The sequence below is a fragment of the Parapedobacter sp. ISTM3 genome (assembly GCF_016533505.1).
In the GTDB taxonomy this organism is placed as follows: Bacteria; Bacteroidota; Bacteroidia; order Sphingobacteriales; family Sphingobacteriaceae; genus Parapedobacter; species Parapedobacter luteus.
Genome location: NZ_JAENGN010000015.1, coordinates 1 through 22,552 on the forward strand (window position 1 = coordinate 1; position 22,552 = coordinate 22,552).

The window sequence follows — 22,552 nt, forward strand, 5'->3', positions numbered from 1 at the left end:
AAAAAAAAGCCCCGCTTCACAGCGGGGTCTTTCCATTTAACCAAACCTAACAAAATGAATGCTGCTCTATGTTTCTTTTTACATCAGCAAAAGTAGGGTCGACATATTATCCCTCAATTAAATCGGGATTAATTTATTATCAATCCGCTTGCTTCTCCTGCCGTTATCCGTGCGCGATGCGGGTCTCATCCGAGGCGGATCTCAGGATTTCCCAGATCCGCCTCGGATGAGACCCGTATCCAGTCCGCATTACGGTAGAAGAAAGGGTGGAGAAAGGCGGACGGTTTATTTCTGCTTCTTATCTAGGCGGCGCGGACTTTGCGAACCAAGCCGATGGGGACTTCGGCTACATTGGCTGCCCGCTCATCGGATAAGCCAAGTTTGACAATAAGATTCACCAGATTGCTCTTCCATTTTTCAACACCTTTCTTCTCGCTCCGCTTCTTTTCAGTCTCGATTAACAATTGCTCAATTCCTATGGTATCACTGCCTCTGGTAAGTTGTTATTTTTCCATTTCAAAATAGTGTTTGTTTCCTTGAATTCAAAATTTACGTAATAGGTCATAAAGATAACCAGTGACCTAATTTTGTCCTTTGGGATATCCCAGCAGAGCATAGCATACATCAGGAGACGTTTGGTTTCCAGCAACACGTTGTCGCGCTCACGCCGGTCTCCAATCCTTTTCCCTACAAAGGCTGCCTTGGCTACCCGAATATCGTTTGCATCTATTCTATCATATGTCAAATAGAAACCTGCACCTGACCCGTGGGCAATGTGAATCCCTAATTTCATCACTTCTAATTCACGACACGATTGCCTTTTCCTGACAGCAAATTTGCAGTCAACAAAAACAAAAATGGCCCCCGAGAGGCCAATGGTTGTTTTCTATTATGTTTTATACAACGCTAATTATTGGACGTGGGTAATTCCTATGGCTAATAAAAATGTTCAAAAGGTTGTGGACAATAATCTAGCGGACGACCCGTATGTGGCGTAAAGTCAAATGTCGTCAGGTCAACCACTTTAAAGATAACTCTTTCTCTCGAATCCTCCAATGGATAATTCGGATCAATGATTTCGTAATGAATTTCTATTCCGATCTTTGGATGGTTTAACCTGGTAGGGAAAGGGTTATAATTATCAGTTATCAAGGGATGGATATATCTTCCATAGGTGATTTGCGCATCATCAATATCTCGGCGTCTGTCAGCGTTTACAGGTAAGCTATGTGGACTATCGCCAGTGACCCCGCCATTTAAACTTGCATCAGCCCATTGCAAAAAATCAAAAGAGTTATATTCACTGCCTAGTCCAATTTCCGATATAATATTATTGACTAAGTATGTATCGAACTTGACGAGTTTGACTTTTCCAAGCAAGTCTGGATTATGATAAAATGCATCAACGAATTTGTCAAACCTAAAAGCTGTATTATACGTAAACAAGTGCAAATCTCTCATTCGATAAAAATAACAACCCATATCATACAGAGTTCCCCTAGCAAACAAATGAAACCGATCCGGCGCTCCAATTAACCCTGTGTCATATTGGTATATCGGTCTATATCGGTTAGCTGTCAACGGCGCTTTTGGGTCTTGATGAAATTGAATGCTATATAGATTATTTGTAATCGTAGCTGTCCCCGTGGTTTGAACAATACCTGAATACTGGTAGACAGTCTGTGTTGCGACTGTTGACTTCTTTCCACCGGAAAAAGATCTAATTAACCCCACAACGCTTTGTACGACACCTACTGCAGCTGCTACCGTCCCAACCACTGATTGAGGAGCAACGTTTCCTCCTGATGCTGCCTCACTTTGGACAACATATTGACTGGCTGACTTATTAGAATCTCGCTTCCCCAGTAGATCGTTAATAGCATCCAAAAGCGATTTTGTGGAACCAATATATTCATAACCCTTCGTCATGGCATTGTGAAAATCCGAAGTAACGCCTGCCCCTCCCACCGAAGATCTCGCGTTCAACGTAGAGAAATCCGTTCCTAGTGCTAAATCTGCTTGGCTCGCCCCGTATACAGTCAATTTCAATTCGCTGTATTTGGTATCATAAGTCATCACAAAATCAAAATTTAACCACGTATCTGAAGCATCCTTCTTGGTCACAACGATTTGTTTGGTACTTGGGTTGGTATTGTTCTTTACAAATTCGTCCGTAGGAGCAAAAAAGGAAAGCGACGCATTGTAATTAGCTGCGTTGTTAAAACCCAACTCCGCTACGTAATAGGTCTTCGAAGGTTCGCCTTGATTACGAACCCTATAATTATAAACGAAGAAGCGCAACACGCCTGAATATTTATTGTACAATGCGAAGAAAGGAGTTTGCGTTGGCCGTTCGGGGGTACCAAAGTCTTTTAAATATAACACCCAACCTAATTCGGGACGGTAGTCCCTATCTTCATTGTTTGCGGGATTACCAGCAGTAAACCAAGGCAAAGTTACTTCCACACTACTGACGGGCTGGTTATTCGCTCGCTGACCATAATAAATTTGTGTTGTTGTGACATTCGGATCAGAAAAATTCCAGTTTGCATCAAGATTGGGATCATTGGGGTCCGTAATGGACAGCGGAGCTATATCCAAACTTAAATCTTCTTGAATAACATCAAGGCGATCAAACTTTTTTTGACAAGAGCCTAGTAACAGAAGCCCCGACATTGCGAGGAAAAATACATTTCTTTTCATAGTTCCAATACTTATTTGTCGTCTTTAATTTATGCACACTACTTGACTTTTATGTAAAATATTAGTAAAGAAAACTTGAATTTTGAACGCACTCAAATTACCCTTATAGTAAAGCTTTTCCAAACAAGAAGATATTCTATCCTTTAAAAAACAGCGAATCGGCACGAGAAACCGCTACGAATACGTTATATGTCACAACCTAAGCGGAATAGTTTCTTACCCCGAGACAAATGGAAAGTTACTTTTAATCAGCGTAGGAAATACTGTTTAGCACCATGTATCAAATACGTTGCCTGAAGAGTGCCAATACCACATTGGCTTCTATCAACCATTTATTATCGCTGACAGACTCGCCCTTGATTGATCCGTCCGTCGGTCCAATGCAACGAAATTACAATTCGGACACATGGTAATGTGAACCACCTTCCAGTTGCGCATCTCCGATTTCCGCAAGTAAAAGATCTCACCAGCCTGCGACACTTCGAAGAAGAGGACGGGATAATTCGCATCACCTCTCTCAGTTGAATCATCCTTCCAGTAGTATTACATAAAGACCTTGTTTTCTCCGTCTACCGGAACAAACCGTCCAATCGAGTGTTTTCCCGGCACACAAAGTTCCAAGTCTCGCATTCGGTCAGGTCATTTGGAGAAAGCCAGCAATGTTATCATTGAATTTCTCACATGATACCCATGCAATGGTACTTAATGGGGTCAGTACCTCAAAAAGCCTGTCTCGTTTTCTCATAATTCGTGTTTACTGGTAAACGAAGACAACCACAATAATGGACAATCTCAATAACTTTTTATACGATCCACTGATGCTTGGAATACAATAAAAAATACAAGTAAACAGCAAGTAACAAAGACACAAAAAAAGCTGTATCAAAGTAAAATGATACAGCCACTTAACCCATCTCTATTCACCAACTAAAAGCTCCAGCTATATCCCAAGCTGAAATTTCGGCCGGGGTTCCTAAACTGGAATGCTTGTTTAGCTGCCCCATAGGATTCGTATAAGCTTTCTCGATTATCATCCAAAATATTCTCTACTTTTACACTTATCGTCCCCCTTTGACTTCCGAGTTTCTTGGAAAAATTGAAATTTAAACTATGAAAGGGTTGTACGTATACATCGGGGTTTTGTGCGAGTCCAACCACTTCTAATGTCTTCCCCTGAACATTGTAAAACAGCCCAGTTTCCAAGCCGATATCACTATTATTGTAATTCAATCCTGCGTTGATCAAGTAAGGAGATTGCCCCTGTAGTTGTCTGGTATCATCGATAACTTCGCCTTCCCGAGCAAACATCAAACGCGAATCATATTCCATACCTAACCCTTTGCTCATGGCGATACGCGACTCAATAAAAGACACATTTACATTCACACTTAATTTTTCCAAGCCATCGGAAATAAAACCTAGATTTTTTCTTCCTTCTAGCTCGACACCGAACACATCGGCTTCAGGCGCATTTCTAGGTGTCACATTAGTTGGGGCGATATTGGAATAAGCAACCAACTCGATGGGATCTTTAAATCGCTTGTAAAAACCGCTTAAAGCAAACAGTTGTGCGTTGTCGCCAAAAAGCTCATAACGTACATCGATATTATTGATATACGTAGGTTTCAAATCTAAATTTCCTAGAAATGTAAGATCAGTAAGCAGGTCGGCAATTTGTACCGGTGATATTTCCTTAAACGTAGGTCGTGCGGTAGTACGGGAGTAAGCGACCCTTACGTTACTTTGAGCAGTCAACGCATAAATCAAGTTAGCTGAGGGAAACAGATCTAGCTTCTCGATGGTCTTTTCATTGTCGTAATTTATAGTACCGGTACTGTTCTGCCCTGTTAGCAGAGATGTAAATTGCTCAGCCCGAAGGCCAATGACAGTCCTTAATCGGTCGCCTATCTTTGCTTCATTAGATACATAAATTGCTGCAGTTAGTTGCGTAGCGTCAAATGTGTTCGCCGGCTGAAAATTCCCGCGAACAAAGTACCCCGAATTAGTCTCCGGTGTCCACACATTTTCGTCTGCTAATATTGCGTTTGGATCGCCATTCAAGTCTCCTGTACTCACGGCCCTATAAGCTATGTTATAGCTTTGAATCGAATAATCCCGTTGCTTGTAACTATATAAACCACCGAATTTGAGTGAAGCTCCTTGGGCAAACAATTGGTACTTTTTCGTAAAGTCTAGTTTTCCCACCAAATTCATCTCATCTAAATCTCGCCAAACCCGATTGGGAAATCCAGCATCTGAGCCAATAGTATATCCATTACTTCCCACAATAAATGTAGTTAACCGCACATCTTTATCATAAACTTTTGCTAAAGTCGGCGACAGTTTCCATTCGGTTGTAAATGAAGCATCTGAATTTGTATGTTTGCCTCCCAATTGCAAATTCGAAACCGAACGTTGTGTATATTCTAGATTGTTTTTAACTACGTTAATCACATTGGAAATCTCAGTACGCTGATCGAACAATGCTGCACGGCTTTCGCCATTTTGTATATGCAGCAAATTAAGCACGTATTTAGATCGCTCTGTCTTGTAAGATATGCCAGCCAATACCGAGCCCAGCACCCCCCGCACCCCCAGATCCCCCCACCTTGTCCGATCAGAACGGAGTTCGAGCTCACTATTATTCTCGGGCTTTTGATAAACACCATTCCTAAATCCTTCATAGAAAGTAGTCGTGTTTTTATATTCGATGGACGCGATAACTCCTAATTTATTGACACCGATATTGTATTGATTACCATAGTTAGCTCCTATACTAAAATCTGCAAAACTATTTTGCCGGTCTGCCGCCATAATCGGATTAAAGGAACGTGTTATGCCTTCCAACGTGCCATTATCACCTGCAGGGCTCGGAATGGTCATGCTCGACGAAATCGGCAATTTCCTAGTTCCATCATCAAACCCCAGAAAATCTGTCCCACCACCGGCATAACTCAAATAGTTGTTTTTAAAATGCATATCTGGATTGAATCCACCGGAAATTGATATATTAAACTGCCGTTGCGTTGGAAAATCCTTCGTTACAACATCGACTACACCTCCCGTAAAATCAGCAGGAAGCTCAGCAGACGCCGATTTGACAACGACAATATTTTCCAGAATGTTAGTTGGAAAAATATCCATTTGAACAGTATTCTTATCTGGATCGAGCCCCGGAATATCCATTCCATTCAGAATCGATTTTGTATAACGATCGCCTAACCCCCGCACATAAACGAATTTACCGTCCTGAATAGAAACTCCTGGGACCACCCGCACAGCGGATGCGATACTACTTGCCCCGCTACGATTGATACTCTGCAACGACAATCCATCCATTAATGTCGATGCATTACGTTGCATGTTTAACAACGAAATCTCTGTATTTTGCCTAGCTGTAGTAGTAACGACAACCTCCCCCAACATATCTGCACTTACCACCATTGCGACATCTAAATGAACAACGTCTCCCGCTTTGACCTCAACAGACTCAACCTCTTTGGTTTCATATCCGATAAAAGAATAAACGATGGTATAGATACCTGGTGCGAGTTCAAGCGAATAATCTCCCTCAAAATCGGTCGCTACTCCAATAGTTGAACCCTTCACTGCAACACTCACACCCGAAAGGTTTTCGGTAGTTCCGCTTTCCGATACGGTGCCAACAATACGTCCTTGTTGAGCAAACAACATAGACGATAAACATACATTCCCAAATAAAAGGAACAAAATTCTTTTTAACATATTTCGGTTTGGAAAAACTATTTTTTTAAAAGAATGTCCATCCCCTTAAAAGATTTGGAGATGGACATGCTTTTCATTTATTTTTAACTGATAACTAGTATGCGCCCTTGCTCGCAGCGTATGTCCAAGAGAACACTGAAAGATTTGCACCTACAGATGCTTCGTCTGCTGAAGTAATAGCCGTCACGTTGTTTGTAAATTTGGACGCTGACGCTGCGGGAAGCGCCACTCTGTCGTTTGCGGCGATAAGACCATCAATAGTAGCACCCTCCGCCAATACCACCTCCCAATTAGAAAAGGCGATCCGATCATTTACAAGTTCAGCTTGAGAGTCAGCACCGTTCACACGTACCCAAGCATTAGCATTGACGCCGTGCACCAATATGTTATTCAAATTACATAGCACTCCATCACGAAGGTCTGCAATGATATCGCTTTCACTATTTCCAATAACGGTAACATTTTCTATGGTGAATGGAGCCGTAGTTGGAAGCGTTTCACCTTCTGGACCATCAAGCTCCAACGCAAATCCAGGTTCAGATCCTCCTTGAATGACCACCGCATTTGAAATGGTTCCGGAGTATGCCTGATCAACATCCAAACCATCATCCTGTTGTGCCCAAACCAATAAATTCGATGCATTGACGGTACCACCAAACCATTCGATACCGTCATCCTGATTACCTACTACTTCGATATTACTGATGGTTGTCCCGGCACCAACACCTCCTAACGTTAACCCATTGATTTCATTATCCTGGCCGATTGTAATCCCCCCATGGCGAATAGATACAAACTGCAGCGACCCCGAATTGTCATCCGGATCGTCTCCACCATATTGACCATAAGGCTCATTGGCAGGAATACCCTCGATTTGAGCTGTTAAATTTCCACCGGTTACAGAAATTGGAGCCCTACCAAGGATGATAACTCCACCCCACAATCCGAAATCATCTTCCGTTAGGTTGGTGCCGGCAGTTTGCCCTATTTGTATATTATCTTGGATTGAGGTAAAGATAATAGGCCGCTCCGCAGTACCATTAGCGATCAATCTACCGCCTTGGTCAACAATCAACGCAGACGCCAATGTCTCTTGCCCCTCTTCGCCCTTAATTATGGTTCCTGCCTCGATAGTCAATGTCACGCCCTCGCCAACGACAACTCGTCCATCCAAAATATAAATGTTATCTGCAGTCCAAGTCTCATTTTCCGTAAGGACACCTTGTTTTACAATTTCTTCCCCCTCGTTTCCCGGATCTGGTGCCGGATCGTCATCATCACTACAACTCGTCGCAAAACCTAATGCAAACACGGTCAGGAATGGTAAAAATAACTTTTTCATGATTTTTCAATTTAATGTTTGATACCTCAATAATCCTTTTACAAAGGAATTTATTTAATATAAAGGCAACATTTACTGAAAATCATATTTTAATGAAATTAATGTTAATTAATTATAAACGATATTCAAATAGACAACATATAGCATTAGTTACAAGTCATTTAACCCAACGAATAAACGGCTTCATCAAAAAACCTCCACTACGTCATGCAGAGGCAAATCAAATGCCTCGGCAACCCCTTGGTACACGACTTTGCCCTCGACGATGTTAAGTCCTTTCATCAGTGCAGGATCATGCGCACAAGCCGCCTTCCAGCCTTTATTGGCAATGTTGATGATGTAAGGCAAGGTCGAATTGGTAAGCGCAAGCGTTGAGGTGAAAGGTACCGCACCGGGCATATTGGCCACGCAATAATGCAAGACATCGTCAATGACATACGTGGGGTTTTCATGCGTTGTTGGCACGCAGGTCTCTACGCAACCGCCCTGATCGACGGCCACATCGACAATGACCGTGCCCGGCCGCATCGTCTTCAGCATATCGCGCGTGACCAGATTCGGTGCTTTGGCACCCGGTATCAGTACCGCACCGATGATGAGGTCGTGTGTCTGTACCAACTTACGGATGGTATATTGGCTGGAATATTGCGTCACCACATGAGGGGGCAGGATGTCATTGACATAACGGAGCCGATCGGTATTGATATCCAAAATCGTCACATGCGCACCTAAACCGGAGGCCATTTTGGCTGCCTGAACGCCGACAATTCCGGCCCCCAAGATAAGCACCCTCCCCGGAGGTACGCCAGGTACGCCGCCGAGCAACACCCCCCTACCCTTCACCGGCTTTTCCAGGTAACGGGCTCCTTGCTGCACGGCCATCCGTCCGGCTACTTCAGACATCGGCGTGAGCAATGGCAATGACCGGTCCGGTTTTTCAACGGTTTCATACGCGATGCATACGGCTCCACGGCCGATCATTGCCTCTGTAAGCGTGATGCTCGAGGCAAAATGAAAATAGGTAAAAACGATCTGTCCGGCGCGGGCCAGCCGCAATTCTTCATCGATAGGCTCTTTCACCTTTACTATCATCTCCGCCCTTGCCCAAATATCATGTGGATTGGTCACGATTTCCGCTCCTGCGTGTTCATATTCCACGTCTGATATTCCACTTCCCTTCCCTGCACCCTGCTCCACCAAAATATGATGACCATATTGCCTTAATTCAAACACACCCGATGCGGTCAACGCCACCCGACTTTCATTATTTTTGATTTCTTTAGGTATACCTATCGTCATTTTTTTATAATTCGTATAAAATTTCGAACAATTATACACATTTATACGAAAACAAAACCAATATAACAAATAAATAACGCAATACCATGACAATAAAAGAAAAAACAAATAACACAATCAAGCATAAACTTGTATATTTCAAACCAAAACCAACAAAAAACAGAACAAACAAGCCCATAAAACCAAAAAAACCACATTAAAACAAACTTAAAATCAAAAAATTCAATCTTTACACAGACGAAACGCCGATATTTTCATCTTAACCGACTACATTCAGCTCTCGACTCCCGGCCGCTTACTCCCGCCCAAGACAAACAATATCAATAAAGTTGCATGATAAGGATGTATATTTAATCAGAATACGTTAAACTTGCGAAACCTAAAGGGCTATTACCTTTAGATTAACATTAACGCCATGTTATGCAGGATAACTTAGTAAAGACGGTCATTCGTCTAAATAATGTTACTTATCAATATCCTCAGGGGGAATCCCTACACTTTGCTGACCTGGAGGTGCCTTCCGGGCAACATACGCTGATATTAGGTGATTCAGGCAGCGGAAAGACCACTTTGTTGCACATTCTCAGCGGATTGCTCAAACCGACAACAGGCATGGTGGATATTGACGGACAACCGCTTTATGAGTTGCCGGCCCGGAAGCTGGATGAATTTCGTGGGCAACGTATCGGGTTGATCTTTCAGGAAGCGCATCTGGTGAAAAGCCTCACCATAAAAGAAAACATGCAGATTGCCCAGGGATTCGCTGGCGCCAAGGTCGACAATACCCGGATCAACGAAGTGCTGGCATTGCTCAACCTGGACCACAAGGCCGATAGTTACCCCAATAAACTGAGCCGTGGGCAAATGCAACGGGCAGCTATCGCCCGGGCGGTCATCAACAAACCGGCAATTTTAGTGGCAGACGAGCCTACAGCATCACTGGATGACCGCAATACCGAAAGTGTACTGAACCTGTTGCTTACGCAAGCCGACCAACAAGGGGCCACACTCGTCATAGCCACGCACGACAAGCGTGTAAAAAATCGCATAACGCGGGCTTATGAGATGGCCACCCGGCCGGCATTGTCAAATAAATGATTACTTAGCTATAACGACGCGCAAATGAACGCATTGCAAATCGCCTGGAAAAATATTCGCCAGAACCCAGCAACCTCGATATTAGGCATACTGCTTACTGCTTTCGGCACCGGCATATTATGTGTTTTGCTACTGACTTCACACCAAATCGAACAGCAGCTTGGCAACAACAGCCGCGGCATTGACCTGGTCGTGGGCGCCAAAGGAAGCCCCATACAGCTTATATTAAGCAGTATCTACCACATGGACAATCCTACGGGCAATATCAGCCTGACCGAAGCACAGAAGTTAGCCACCAATCCGATGGTTAGGCTGGCAGTACCGTTGTCATTGGGCGATAATTACAAGGGGCATCGCATCATCGGTACCGATAGCACGTTCCTGCAATTATACGGACTCGAACTGTCGGAAGGCCGTATCTGGCAAGCCGACTTCGAAGCAGCAATCGGTGCAGACGTTGCACAGAAACACAACCTGAAAATCGGTGACCAACTGTATGGTGCCCATGGCCTGAGCAGCGAAGGGCACACCCATGATGAACACCCGTACACCATTACAGGCATCTTCAAACCTGCGCACCATATCGCAGACCGCCTGATATTGACCAACCTCAGCAGTGTTTGGCGGATGCATGGCGACCATGATGATGATGATCACGACCATGCGCATGACGAAACACATGACCACGGCGAAGCACATGATCATGACCACGAGCATAACCATGAACATGAACATAAACACGACCATGGCAATGAGCCCCGGCTTGTCAAAAGCATCATGGGCGACATCGGCTCCGGTGAGCGGGAAATCACCAGCATGCTTATCCAATACCGCAATCCCGCCGCCATTGGCATGTTTCCCCGGCTGGTCAATCAGCAAACAGCCATGCAAGCCGCTTCACCGGCCATTGAGAGTGCCCGGTTGTTTTCCTTGTTAGGGATAGGCATTGACTCCTTGCAGGTATTGGCCTATGTCATCATGCTTATGGCGGCCCTCAGTGTTTTTATCAGTTTGTACAATGCGCTTAAAAGCCGGAAATATGATCTCGCCATCATGCGTACATTAGGAGCTTCGCAAGGAAAGCTATTCGGCATAGTGATTGCAGAAGGAATATTGCTTACCTTTGTAGGTGCAATGGTGGGAATCGTCGTTGGCCATATAGCTATTTATTTAATCGGTGTCAGTACCGGCGGCACGGCGACCTTGTTGCAAGCCATGGTTTTATTGCCGCAGGAAGCATGGCTGGTATTTATCGGTGTCGCCATTGGCTTCGTGGCTTCCGTGATTCCTGCTATAAAGGCATACAAAACTTCTATATCACAAACATTGTCAGGAAATTAAAGAAATGTTAAAACAGCTTATCGTTATTGCATTCATCGCGCTTGGCGTACAGTTAGCCAACGCACAACAGGATAACCCATTCGGGGAGGTACCCGACCACACCCCCATGATGAACGATACGTGGGAAACCATCAACAAATTGATGTATAAGGTTACCTATAAAGACAATCAGACCATTTACACCCCCCATTTCCCCGATGAATTGAAGGCAATAGACAAACAAACCGTCACATTGCCCGGGTATTTGGTGCCGATGCAAGGCGGGCGTGACCATGAAACCTTTATGCTTTCGGTGTTGCCCATCATGCAATGCATGTTCTGTGGCCAAGGCGATATCCCGCCCATGGTCGAAATCTTTATGAAGAAGGGCACAAAGGTGCGTTTTACGGAAGAACCGATAAAAATAAGGGGCAGGGTGCGCCTCAACCCCGATACGCAGGAAGGTAATTCTGAAATCCAGATTTTGGACGCGGAGCTGATTCAGTAATCAGCAAGCGCGTGTACCGCGTTCACCGATTTGATATCGCCACCTCCAGGCAAGCCATCAACGCAGCGGTCTCCGTGCGCAATCGTGTATCGCCTAATGTTATCGGATGATATCCTGCTGCCAGAGCGGCTTCTATCTCCGAACCGCTGAAATCGCCTTCCGGACCTATCAAAATGGTATACCGCCCTGCAGGCGGTATGAGCTTGTTCAAATAGTGTTTTTCCCCTTCGGCACAGTGCGCAATAAGGCTATGGGTATCTTGCGTAGCCGCCAATTTCACGAAATCAACAAATTTCGCGGCTTCATTGAGCTTTGGGAGAAACGCCTTCAATGACTGCTTCATTGCGGCGACCATCACCTTGTTCAACCGGTCGGTTTTCACTTCCTTCCGCTCCGATCGTTCACAAATAAGGGGAGTAATCTCATCAATGCCCACCTCGGTAGCTTTCTCAAGAAACCACGCCATCCGATCGATATTTTTCGTGGGCGCTATCGCGATATGCAAATAATAAGGTCTTTTGGCGTAGTCCAGGTTTACCGCGGTGACTTCCAAGGCGGTCCGCTTGGGATGTGCATCTACAACAACGGCGGTATACAGCCCGCCCCGCCCGTCTACCAGATTGACGTGATGCCCCGCCGCCATACGCAGCACGCGTACAGCATGTTTGCTTTCTTCCTCATCGAGCACGAAAGCCCTGTCCTTAGGTTGGATACCGGGTGTATAAAACAGCTGCAAAGCTACAATCGTTTATTCGACCTCGTCACTATCGTCCATTTCCACCAGCTCCAGCTTTACAAATTCAATGTTTTGCTGGGTTTTCTTCATGACGATGAAATTATATCCGTGAAACTCTTTACGCTCGCCCACATCGGGTATCTTGTCAAATAAGTCACTCACCAACCCCGATATCGTATCGTAGTCGTTGCTTTCGGGCAGCTCTCTTGGCAAAAATTCATTGACATCATGCACACTGGCGCTGGCATCCACCATATACTCCGTTTCGGAAATCTTTTCCACAACAGGCGTTTCCTCGTCGTATTCGTCCTGTATCTCGCCCACCAACTCTTCCACGATGTCTTCCAGCGTCACCATCCCTGCCGTGCCGCCAAATTCGTCCAGCACGATGGCAATCTGAATGCGCCGCTGCTGGAATTCAGCCATCAGGTCGTTGATTTTTTTGGTCTCCGGAATGAAATAAGGTTTACGGATGATGTTCCGCAGCACCAGTTCCTTGCCTTTGGCGATGATGGGCAAAATATCCTTGGTATGTACGATTCCGATAATCTGATCGATATTATCGTCATAGATGGGAATACGCGAATACCCTTCCCTGGTGATCCGCTCGATAAACTCGTCGCCCGGGCAATTCATTTCAATGGCGGAAATCTTGGTACGCGGCACCATGATATTTTTGACTATCCGTTCGTTGAAATCAAACACGTTTTTAATCAATTCATGTTCCACGGTGTCCAGTGCTCCGCTCTCTTTGCCCTGATCGAGCAGGTACTGCAGCTCTTCAGATGAATGGTGAGCTTCCCCTACATTGACTTGGAATCCCATCAGGCGGAGAATCAGGTTGGCAAACCCGTTCAATACCCAGATAATGGGTCTGAACACCAGGTAAAAAAACCGCAAAGGCAAGGCGATGTTCATCGTAGTTCCAACCGGACGCTGGATCGCGATGGACTTCGGCGCTAATTCGCCGAAAACAATGTGCAGCACGGTAATGATGCTGAACGCAAGCACATGGCCCAGATTTTTGGCCAACGTCCCGGTGAGCTCCACGTTAAACCAGCCAAAAATACCTGTCACAATTTCGGTCATTACCGCCTCACCTATCCAGCCCAAAGCCAGCGAGGAAATGGTAATACCCAATTGGGTAGCCGCCAGATACCCATCAAGGTGATTGGTGATGTGCTTGGCTACTTGGGCTACCTGGCTACCTGTCTTGATTTTAATTTCGATTTGCGAGGCTCTAACTTTGACAATAGCGAACTCCGCCGCCACGAAAAACCCGTTGGCAAAAACCAGAAAAAATGTCCAGAAAATTTCCCAGCCCATTAAGTCATTGTTAGATTACCAAATTCCTTTTGGTACAGATCGAGGCTATCCTGAATGACTTGATAAGCATACGAACGACCAAAAAGGCGTTCTATCGTAACGTTCTTCCGTTCCAGTGCTTTATAATCCTGAAAGAAACGGACAATTTCTTTCATGGTGTGCGGGGGAAGTTCAGAAAGGTCGTTGATGTAATTGACAGACATATCGTTCTTGGCCACGGCGATAATCTTGTCATCCTGCTCCCCGTTGTCTATCATATGCATGACACCAATGACCTTGGCCTCGATAATACTCATCGGATACACGTCCACTGAACAAAGCACTAAAATGTCCAATGGGTCTTTATCGTCGCAATACGTTTTGGGGATAAATCCGTAATTGGCCGGATACATTACCGACGAAAACAAGACGCGATCCAGTTTAATTAGCCCGCTCTCTTTATCTATTTCGTATTTAGCTTTTGAACCTTTTGGGATTTCAATAATCGCATTGACCGATGACGGAATGTCGTCACCCGGAGATATGTCATGCCAAGGGTGTGATTTGCTCATTCTATATAGCACTATGGTTGTTATTCTTTACTTCGCCCGCTTTCTTGTTGAGGCGCAATTTTCTTCTGATCAACGCTATTAATATCGGTGTAAACGAAATCACTATAAAACCGATAATAATGTATTCAATGTAATTAATAATCTGCGGAAATTCACGTCCCAAAAAAAAGCCGGACAATGTCAGCAGCAAAACCCAAATTGCTGCTCCTGAAACATTATATAGTACAAATTTCCGGAAATTCAGTCGTACGATACCCGCCAATATCGGCGCAAATGTACGGATTATTGGCACAAACCGACCGATAATTAATGCCGGGCCGCCATATTTATGGTAAAACTCCTCAGCCATAACAACATATCGCCGCTTAAAGAGCCAAGTTTCTTTACGTTTAAAGAGCATAGGCCCCGTTCGCCATCCAAACCAATAGCCTGTGAAATTGCCCAACACGCCAGCGCTGAAAAGTCCGAAGCACAATGTCGTGATATCAACGCTTAACAGACCCGACGAGCAAAATAGGCCTGCCAAAAACAGGAGGTAATCTCCCGGAAGGAAAAATCCAAAGAAGAGCCCTGTCTCGGCAAATACGATAAAGATGACAAGATAGAAGCCTCCAGACCTTATCAACGCTTCGGCATCCAGCAATTGCAAAAATGACTCCCAGAACTCTTGCATAAATATCAGTTACAAACTTACACAAATTGCACTTAAGGGCAAAATGCTTTGACAGGCGTTCTTTAAGGCCATAAAGTATCGGGATAAAAGGAATTGCAGCGGCAAGCTATGGTGTATTCGTTATCGATAATACGGCATTTTTGATCGCTTCGGCACTCTCGGCAAGCTCCGCTGGCGTAAGTTTCTGCTTCGGCTTGCTGAAATTAATATCGCCCACATCATTGATGGGCACTAAATGAATGTGCGCATGAGCCACCTCCAAGCCGACCACGGCCACCCCCACCTTTTCACAGGGGAATACCCGCTTAATACCTTGGGCGACAATTTTTGCAAAAATCCAAAGCCCCATGTAATCGTCATCAGCCATATCAAACAAGTAATCCGTCTCGCGTTTGGGAATGACCAATACATGTCCTTTGGCCAGCGGGTTTATATCCAAAAAAGCGAGATAGTCATTACTTTCGGCTACTTTGTACGCGGGAATTTCACCAGCGATGATTTTAGAAAATATGGTCGGCATATTGCTTTCTTGTTGGTATGCACAAAGATAAATAAAAACGGCTGTTTTTGATAAACAGCCGCTGGATAAATATTGTTTGTTATGTGCGGTTATGGCAGACCCGCACATAACCGACATTCATCTTTACCTGGAAATATCCAAAATTTCCAATTCTACCTGGCCCGCTGGCACCTGTATCTGTGCCTTATCGCCAATTGATTTACCCAGCAATCCCTGAGCAATGGGCGACTTTACGGATATTTTGCCCGCTTTAAGATCGGCTTCCGTCTCTGACACCAGCTGGTAGGTCATAACGGCCCCGTTCTTTACATTTTTTAGCTTAACAATGGATAACGCCAACACTTTTGAAGTATCCAACGTCGACTCGTCGATAATCCGGGCATTCGCCAAACTTTCTTCCAATTTAGCTATTTTGGCCTCATGTAAGCCTTGGGCTTCCTTTGCTGCATCGTATTCGGCGTTTTCAGACAAATCACCCTTGTCACGTGCTTCGGCGATAGCCTTGGCAATCTTTGCTCTGCCCTCTGTTTTGAGATACTGCAATTCTTCCTTGAGTTTCTCTAATCCCTCTTTGCTGTAATACGTTACTTCTGCCATAATAATTATGAATTAAAAAAATAAAGTCAAAAAAAGAAGCAAGACCATACCGTTCGAAGTGGCATGGCCTTGCTCATTGTGACGAAGATAGGCAATGTTTTTGAATAAAGCAAAAAAAGCCGGCAATAATCAAGGATTATCCACAAACTTATACCCCATCCCCCTCACGGTCTGCAAATATGCAGGCTTATCAGCGTTGAGTTCAATTTTTTTACGCAAGCGCACGATATGCATATCCAATGTCCGGGTGTTTACATTGGAGCTGTAGCCCCAGACCACCTGCATCAATTCGTCGCGACTGATGACCCGCCCCACGTTTTGAAGGAAATATAGCAGGATACGGTTTTCCAAAATCGTCAGCTCAATTTTCTTACCATTACGCACCAGCGAATGGACGTTGGGGTGATGCTCGGTATCGCCGAATGTATATAAGTCCGCGTTTTGGCTATTGACAAAGTACTTGACCTTGTTTTCTATCATGGCCACCAGGACGTCCATGCTGAAAGGCTTGGTGATGTAATCCGACACACCAAAGCTGTAAGCATCAATTTTATCGACATCTTGGGATTTTGCCGTCATCATGATGATCAAGTTGGCAAACCCCTCACTCCTCAGGCTGGCACAGATATCCGAGCCCTGCTTCCCGGGCAGCATCCAATCCAATAAGACAATATCGGGCTTTTGCTCCAATATCAGCTTTTCTGCATCATCACCATTGCCAGTCTGTATAACCTGGTAATTTTCCGATTCAAGGCGGTGGGCAACTAAGAAACGTAAATTCTCGTCGTCTTCAATGACGGCTATTTTGATGTTTTTTTGCATATCTTGAATACGATTTATGGGTATATTTATAATCCACTTGTCAGTCTACCGGGAAAACAATGATAAACGTCGTGCCTTTATCCAGCTCACTTTCCACCCGGATCTCCCCGCCCATGAAATTAACCAGTTCTTTGCAGAAAGCAAGCCCCAGCCCCACACTGCCTTGTTGGTTGTACTGGTTTTGTACACGGTAAAATTTTTTAAAAATGTGTGCCAACTCTTTCTTGGCAATGCCGATGCCTTTGTCCGCGAACCGCATGGTCACTTGTTTTTTCGTCTGTGTAATATAGATATCCAGCACCTTATTATCGGGCTTGGAATACTTGTAGGCGTTATCTATCAAGTTTTGGAATATACTGCCCAACAATACCGGATCAATGTATAAGGCCCGGTTTGCATCCACTTGACACTGAATAATTAAATCGCCATACTTAATTCTGGAGGCAGCCAACACTTTATAACAAAATTCGTGCAAATCAACCTCTTCGCGTTTTATTTTTATTGATTTATTTTCAATTTGTGTAAAGGAAAGCAACGTATTCATCAGGTTATTGAGTTTATCCGCTTCCTCATCCAATATTTTCCCGTAGTGGACGCGTTCTTTGTCCGATAGTTGCTTCGCACTCTTGATGTTATTGCCCGCAATCTTGATAACACTTACCGGTGTCTTAAATTCATGGGTAAGGTTATTGATAAAATCGTACTGCAACTTAAACATGCGTTCGTTTACGTATAAGTTGCGATAAATCAGATAAGCGATGATTGCCAGCAGGAGATAGATCGCAACCACACCGGCCAATACCGGCAAAAATCGCCGGTTGATTTCGGTCAGTAAAAACGAACGGCTTGAGCTGAAGTAGATTTTGTAATCGGCCAACGCCCCGGGCAAGGGGGTTTCCGTGGTCAGTAAATCCGGGTCCGTATCGATGGATTCATAAACCAACGGTTGTATTTGTATATGCTGATATAATTCGGGTACGGTATTGTTTAACGACAGCTTATTGGGGTTAATAAAATACGTAAAAATATCCTGTTCATAGACGGCATCATGCAAATGCTTCCCGTACATAAGCTCCTTATAGGCTTTTAGGTCATCCCGTCTGGGGATATTCATATAAGATATCTTACCGGGTGTTACGGCATAGAACACTTTGAAGATATCCTCGTCCCGCAATGCTTTGGTGGTATCCACCCGTTCGATGAATGCCGCAAATTTAACCGCCATGTTATTGAAATCATCCGACAACGACAGCGGCAACTGTCCGCTGTGGTTGGCTGTTGATGAAGGCTGGCCGGTTTGGTTTGGCTGACTGAACTGGTAGATACCCTTTGGGTATACTACCAGGTTATTCGCCGAGAACCCATAATCGACAGACTCGCTGTTGCTCAAGGCTACATCATAAAATACGATGCGCTCGACAAACGGATACGTTTGCAATACGCTATCGGCATAGGAAGCAACGCCCGCCGAATCCAGATAACCCTGATAGAATGATATCTCTGGAATCCGATTCTGGAAAAAATCATTGAACGGGCCGATGTTGTACTCCAGCACCTCTACTTTCCTGGACGCAAATTCATTTTCGACATACGTAACGGTCAAATCACGGGCGAGGATGATAGCCAACACGAATGAAGCGATGCCGACAACGATAAAAGCGCTTACCAATACATAGGTTACGCGATAGGTATTGCGACGGTGCGTCATTTCAGGTATTTGTCAAAAAATGCGCCCAATTCCCTGTAAAACAGTATCCGGTTTTCCTCATCACGAAAATACCGGCCTTCTTCTTCCCGCAGGATATACGTAATGGGGATCTTCCGCTTTTTTAGCTTCTGCACAAATTGATTCGTCTCGTTTACCGTGCTCCAGCTATCCTTCCCTCCCTGTGCGATGAATACCGGTATATTGATATTGTCGGTGTGGAATACCGGAGACATTGCCTTGATTAAATCAGGCTCAGATTCCGGATTACCGATGATTTCATAATACATTTGTAAGTAAGGCTTGAGATGCGGCGGGATCTCTTTGAGGTAGGTAAAAAGGTTGGCAAATCCGGAGTAAGAGGCGGCACAGGCGTAGAGATCAGAGTTGAAACAGGCACCATGCAGTGCGGCATATCCTCCAAAACCAGCGCCATAAATACCAATCCGTGACGAGTCTACGACACCTTCCTCAATCAACCAGCGTACACCATCGGTAATGTCATCCTGAATCTTCCCTCCCCATTCCTTAAAACCGGCAGACCAAAATTCCTTTCCATATCCGGTCGATCCCCTGAAGTTCATTTGAAAAACGGCGAATCCACGATTGGCAAAAAATTGCACTTCGGGATTAAACCCCCATTGGTTCCTGCCACTCGGCCCATTGTGCGGGTATACGATCACCGGGGTCTTTTTGCCTTTTGACTTTACCGGCATGGTCAAATACCCCTGTATTTGGCGTCCATCGCGTGATCGATAGGTAATGGGTGTCATTTCCGCAAGCAAACAATCCTTCAGGGCGGGGCTGTTATCCGCCAACTTTATCAACTGATCTGCAGTGATGTCGTAGTAGTACGTCGCGCCCGGATCTTTATCGGTATAAGAACGCACGATAAACCGCGTGCGCGCGGTATCCCGATCCAATATACTCACTTCATAGCCATTTAGCTTCTCGCTGATTGCCCGGTAAACCCGTTCGGTCTGCTTGTTCAGAAAATGCCGTTGTTGCTTCCACGTGGCGTAGGTCGCATAGGACATTTCACCGCGGTCGCTCGAATAGCCACCGTTGTCCATATCCACGTCCGGATGGCTATAGATCATCCGCACTTCCTTGCCCGTGTTCATGTCGATTTCCACCAAGGCCAGTTTGTCCCGGTTGATGTTGGAAAGGGCAAACACGTGGCTCCTATTTTCGCCCGAAAACCCAATCGGCAAGATCGAATTCCTGAAGCTGTTGCTCATCACCGGCCTAAAGGCCTCCTTTTCGCTATCCCGGTATAACACGGTCTCTTTTACACTGTCGCTGGCCAGTGCCAGCCGCAACTGCCCGTCTAAATCAGCAAACCATTTGATAATATTTCCAGGATTTTTGGCCACCAATTCTTTTTTGCAGGCGTCCGTACGGAGGCGGTATACATCAAATACAGACGAGTCCCGCTCGTTGAGCGAAATCAAGAAACCGTTGTTTATCACCTTCGAAGGCGGAATCCAACGCAACTTTACCGAAGCAGCCGGCATAAGATGCCTCACGGCCAGCGTAGCCCGGTTAACGGCAAACACCTGCAGGCTATCATTTTTTCTATCCTTCGTAAATATCAACTCACTGTCATTGGCCCAAAAATATGACTGGATGCCCAATTCTGTTTCCGATGTAATACGTTGCTCACCGCTTTCTTTGCCTGCCTCCAAGACGAAAATGTTCTTCTGCCCTGCATAGGTACTCAGGTAAGCGATGTACTTGCCGTTAGGGGATATCTTGAAATTGGTCTTTTCAGGTTCGGAAAAAAAATCCTCTACAGGTATAATACGTGTCTTATGGTTGTCACAGCGCGTTAAACACGCCATGAAAACCACCCCGAATAATAAAACTATACGACGTACCATATTAACAGTATTCCCTCTCCATTCTTTCAAAGGTGGAAAAATTTAGCGTAAAAGCTCATTATGCAACCTTAATTTTACACGTCTCACCTATCATTGCCGGCAACTCGCCAAGTCATTTTGTCGCGGCTATTTCGATGGATTGCTTATCTTCGCCCCATGTATCTGTATAATGTGACCATCATCACCGAAGACGATATCCGGGAAATTGTCCGGCAGTATATTGAAGAACACCTGAAGCACTACCGGGAGGCAACCGCATCGGTTGCTTTGCTGGAGCTGTTGGACTCACCACATGAAGGGACGACTTACTGCCTTCAACTGCGTGCGGCGCACAACGAAGAAATCGCACTGTTTCAACAGCAGTATCTGGCCCCGATACAAGCTTTTGCAAACCAACAACATACCGGAAAAGTTCTCTTCTTTGACAGCGTCATGAAGTACCTTAGCAGCTATTGATATCATGAAATTTTCATCCACAACAATACCAGGCATCGTCGTTATCGAGCCACAAGTGTGGCGAGACGAGCGCGGTTTTTTTATCGAAACCTATAATGAAAAGCCTTTTACGGCAAATGGCATCACCGCAACGTTCGTGCAGGACAATCTTTCCTCTTCTCACCGTGGCGTATTACGCGGGATGCACGCTCAGGCGGGCCCAAACGCACAAGGCAAGCTCGTGAGGGTGCTGCGTGGCCGTGTTTTGGACGTCGCGGTCGATATCCGGAAAGCTTCCAAAACCTACGGTCAGCACTTTTCCATCATCCTTGACGCGCAGGAAGCGAAGTCACTCTGGATACCTCCGGGTTTTCTCCATGGATTTGTGGCGCTTGAAGACGACACCTTATTCGCCTATAAAGTTACCGGATTTTACGACAAGGCTGGTGAAGTAGGCGTCAGGTGGGATGATCCCGACTTAGGTATCGATTGGCCGTTGGCCAGCGATGAGCTTATCATTTCCGAGAAGGACCGCCAATTGCCGTTTCTGAAAGACATTGCCAACCCCTTTTGACTGATTTTTCCCAGTACCACTAAGGCGTGTCTTCGTGGAGCTGGTCTTCGTACTTGGGGTCATACTTTACCTTCGGTGTAAGGTAATGCAACAGAATCAGACGTGAATAGCGAAAATTGAAGGGCGCAAAAATCACGATGGCCGCTACTAAGACAGCGAGGTACACCCACGGCGATTCGCTTTTGGTGATTTGATAGGTCAATAAGCCTGCCGTCACGACCTGCGCCACGGACATTGCATAGCTTACGTACATGGCGGCATAAAAATAACCCGGCTCAATCTCAAACCGGAAGCCGCAGTGCGGGCATATATCATTCATCCGCTGCCGCTTAATCCCATAAGTACTCCCTACAAACATGTTGCCCACCCGGCATTTCGGACATTTAGATGTGATTACCGCTTTGATTCGGGAAGTATGTGCAGCCATGAAGACATACTAATTCAACACAATCGGATCATTGTCCACATTCACGGTCTTTTTGCTCCGGTATTTTTTATACCACAATACGCCTATTCCAACCGCCGCCAGATAAGGGATAGCCAGCAAGAACAATATGCCCTTGTTCAGCCCCTTTCCCTGTGTATTCCCGTGTTCGGTCGCGTTTTCGGCCGTGAGTGAACACATGGCACATTGTGCTTGGGTATCACTTGGCGTTATCGCGAACAATACGAGTGTGACCATGATGGCCCCCAGAAACCGCTTTATCCTGTTCATA

At 45.2% G+C, this 22,552-nt stretch carries 22 protein-coding genes; 5 read left to right on the top strand and 17 right to left on the bottom strand.

Features of this window, described 5'->3' with window-relative positions; translation table 11 throughout:
• Positions 1-302 precede the first annotated feature (302 nt).
• From JHJ32_RS17465 to ald, 6 genes are all read right to left on the bottom strand, one after another.
• On the bottom strand, positions 303-464 hold the full coding sequence (locus JHJ32_RS17465; RefSeq protein ID WP_176146088.1) for a hypothetical protein: 162 nt from the start codon (positions 462-464) through the stop codon (positions 303-305).
• 11 nt (positions 465-475) lie between these two features.
• The gene (locus JHJ32_RS17470; RefSeq protein ID WP_139378525.1) at positions 476-793 is read right to left on the bottom strand and encodes a hypothetical protein; all 318 of its coding nucleotides are present in this window, start codon (positions 791-793) and stop codon (positions 476-478) included.
• Positions 794-936: 143 nt separating this feature from the next.
• Positions 937-2,703, bottom strand: a complete 1,767-nt coding sequence (locus JHJ32_RS17475; RefSeq protein ID WP_079715519.1) for a hypothetical protein — start codon at positions 2,701-2,703, stop codon at positions 937-939.
• A 927-nt stretch (positions 2,704-3,630) separates the two neighbouring features.
• The gene (locus JHJ32_RS17480) at positions 3,631-6,447 is read right to left on the bottom strand and encodes a TonB-dependent receptor (RefSeq protein ID WP_079715518.1); all 2,817 of its coding nucleotides are present in this window, start codon (positions 6,445-6,447) and stop codon (positions 3,631-3,633) included.
• Positions 6,448-6,541: 94 nt separating this feature from the next.
• Positions 6,542-7,789, bottom strand: a complete 1,248-nt coding sequence (locus JHJ32_RS17485; protein WP_079715517.1) for a hypothetical protein — start codon at positions 7,787-7,789, stop codon at positions 6,542-6,544.
• Between the two features lie 186 nt (positions 7,790-7,975).
• A complete protein-coding gene (gene ald / locus JHJ32_RS17490) occupies positions 7,976-9,088 on the bottom strand; it encodes an alanine dehydrogenase (protein WP_079715516.1) in 1,113 nt (370 codons plus the stop codon).
• A 420-nt stretch (positions 9,089-9,508) separates the two neighbouring features.
• Here ald and JHJ32_RS17495 point away from each other — a divergent pair, with 420 nt between their 5' ends.
• Genes JHJ32_RS17495 through JHJ32_RS17505 form a run of 3 tightly spaced genes read left to right on the top strand, consistent with a single transcriptional unit; the run spans position 9,509 to position 12,014 of the window.
• Positions 9,509-10,186, top strand: a complete 678-nt coding sequence (locus JHJ32_RS17495; protein WP_079715515.1) for an ABC transporter ATP-binding protein — start codon at positions 9,509-9,511, stop codon at positions 10,184-10,186.
• Between the two features lie 24 nt (positions 10,187-10,210).
• Positions 10,211-11,527, top strand: a complete 1,317-nt coding sequence (locus JHJ32_RS17500; protein WP_079715514.1) for an ABC transporter permease — start codon at positions 10,211-10,213, stop codon at positions 11,525-11,527.
• A 4-nt stretch (positions 11,528-11,531) separates the two neighbouring features.
• Entirely contained in the window at positions 11,532-12,014 is a 483-nt protein-coding gene (locus tag JHJ32_RS17505; protein WP_079715513.1) for a hypothetical protein, read from the top strand.
• A 22-nt stretch (positions 12,015-12,036) separates the two neighbouring features.
• On the opposite strand, the gene JHJ32_RS17510 is transcribed toward JHJ32_RS17505, so the two are convergent.
• The 9 genes from JHJ32_RS17510 to JHJ32_RS17550 all read right to left on the bottom strand — a co-directional run bounded on the left by JHJ32_RS17510 (position 12,037) and on the right by JHJ32_RS17550 (position 20,788).
• Complete coding sequence (locus JHJ32_RS17510; protein ID WP_079715512.1) at positions 12,037-12,750, bottom strand: 16S rRNA (uracil(1498)-N(3))-methyltransferase; 714 nt, start codon at positions 12,748-12,750, stop codon at positions 12,037-12,039.
• A gap of 12 nt (positions 12,751-12,762) precedes the next feature.
• Positions 12,763-14,076 (bottom strand): hemolysin family protein, encoded by a 1,314-nt coding sequence (locus JHJ32_RS17515; RefSeq protein ID WP_079715511.1) that lies wholly within the window; start codon positions 14,074-14,076, stop codon positions 12,763-12,765.
• Positions 14,076-14,627: an inorganic diphosphatase gene (locus JHJ32_RS17520; protein ID WP_079715510.1), complete on the bottom strand. Its 552-nt coding sequence runs from the start codon at positions 14,625-14,627 to the stop codon at positions 14,076-14,078. The genes JHJ32_RS17515 and JHJ32_RS17520 overlap by 1 nt, the downstream gene beginning before the upstream one ends.
• 1 nt (position 14,628) lies before the next feature.
• Positions 14,629-15,300 carry a DedA family protein gene (locus tag JHJ32_RS17525; RefSeq protein ID WP_079715509.1) on the bottom strand — a complete coding sequence of 224 codons (672 nt, stop codon included), beginning with the start codon at positions 15,298-15,300 and terminating at the stop codon, positions 14,629-14,631.
• Positions 15,301-15,406: 106 nt separating this feature from the next.
• Positions 15,407-15,820 (bottom strand): HIT family protein, encoded by a 414-nt coding sequence (locus tag JHJ32_RS17530; protein ID WP_079715991.1) that lies wholly within the window; start codon positions 15,818-15,820, stop codon positions 15,407-15,409.
• A 123-nt stretch (positions 15,821-15,943) separates the two neighbouring features.
• Positions 15,944-16,417 (bottom strand): transcription elongation factor GreA, encoded by a 474-nt coding sequence (gene greA, locus JHJ32_RS17535; RefSeq protein WP_079715508.1) that lies wholly within the window; start codon positions 16,415-16,417, stop codon positions 15,944-15,946.
• A 129-nt stretch (positions 16,418-16,546) separates the two neighbouring features.
• The gene (locus tag JHJ32_RS17540) at positions 16,547-17,239 is read right to left on the bottom strand and encodes a winged helix-turn-helix domain-containing protein (protein WP_079715507.1); all 693 of its coding nucleotides are present in this window, start codon (positions 17,237-17,239) and stop codon (positions 16,547-16,549) included.
• Between the two features lie 40 nt (positions 17,240-17,279).
• Entirely contained in the window at positions 17,280-18,947 is a 1,668-nt protein-coding gene (locus JHJ32_RS17545; protein WP_200121845.1) for a sensor histidine kinase KdpD, read from the bottom strand.
• Positions 18,944-20,788 (bottom strand): S9 family peptidase, encoded by a 1,845-nt coding sequence (locus tag JHJ32_RS17550; RefSeq protein WP_233632734.1) that lies wholly within the window; start codon positions 20,786-20,788, stop codon positions 18,944-18,946. Before JHJ32_RS17550 ends, JHJ32_RS17545 begins: the two co-directional genes overlap by 4 nt.
• A 195-nt stretch (positions 20,789-20,983) precedes the next feature.
• On the opposite strand from JHJ32_RS17550, the gene JHJ32_RS17555 reads away from it, so the two are divergent.
• Positions 20,984-21,283, top strand: coding sequence for a DUF4286 family protein (locus JHJ32_RS17555; RefSeq protein WP_200121846.1), 300 nt, complete (start codon positions 20,984-20,986; stop codon positions 21,281-21,283).
• Positions 21,284-21,287: 4 nt separating this feature from the next.
• The gene (gene rfbC, locus JHJ32_RS17560) at positions 21,288-21,836 is read left to right on the top strand and encodes a dTDP-4-dehydrorhamnose 3,5-epimerase (protein ID WP_079715503.1); all 549 of its coding nucleotides are present in this window, start codon (positions 21,288-21,290) and stop codon (positions 21,834-21,836) included.
• A gap of 19 nt (positions 21,837-21,855) precedes the next feature.
• Here rfbC and JHJ32_RS17565 read toward each other — a convergent pair whose 3' ends face one another.
• A complete protein-coding gene (locus tag JHJ32_RS17565) occupies positions 21,856-22,263 on the bottom strand; it encodes a DUF983 domain-containing protein (protein WP_079715502.1) in 408 nt (135 codons plus the stop codon).
• Between the two features lie 9 nt (positions 22,264-22,272).
• On the bottom strand, positions 22,273-22,551 hold the full coding sequence (locus JHJ32_RS17570) for a hypothetical protein (RefSeq protein ID WP_233632735.1): 279 nt from the start codon (positions 22,549-22,551) through the stop codon (positions 22,273-22,275).
• Position 22,552: the final 1 nt, after the last annotated feature.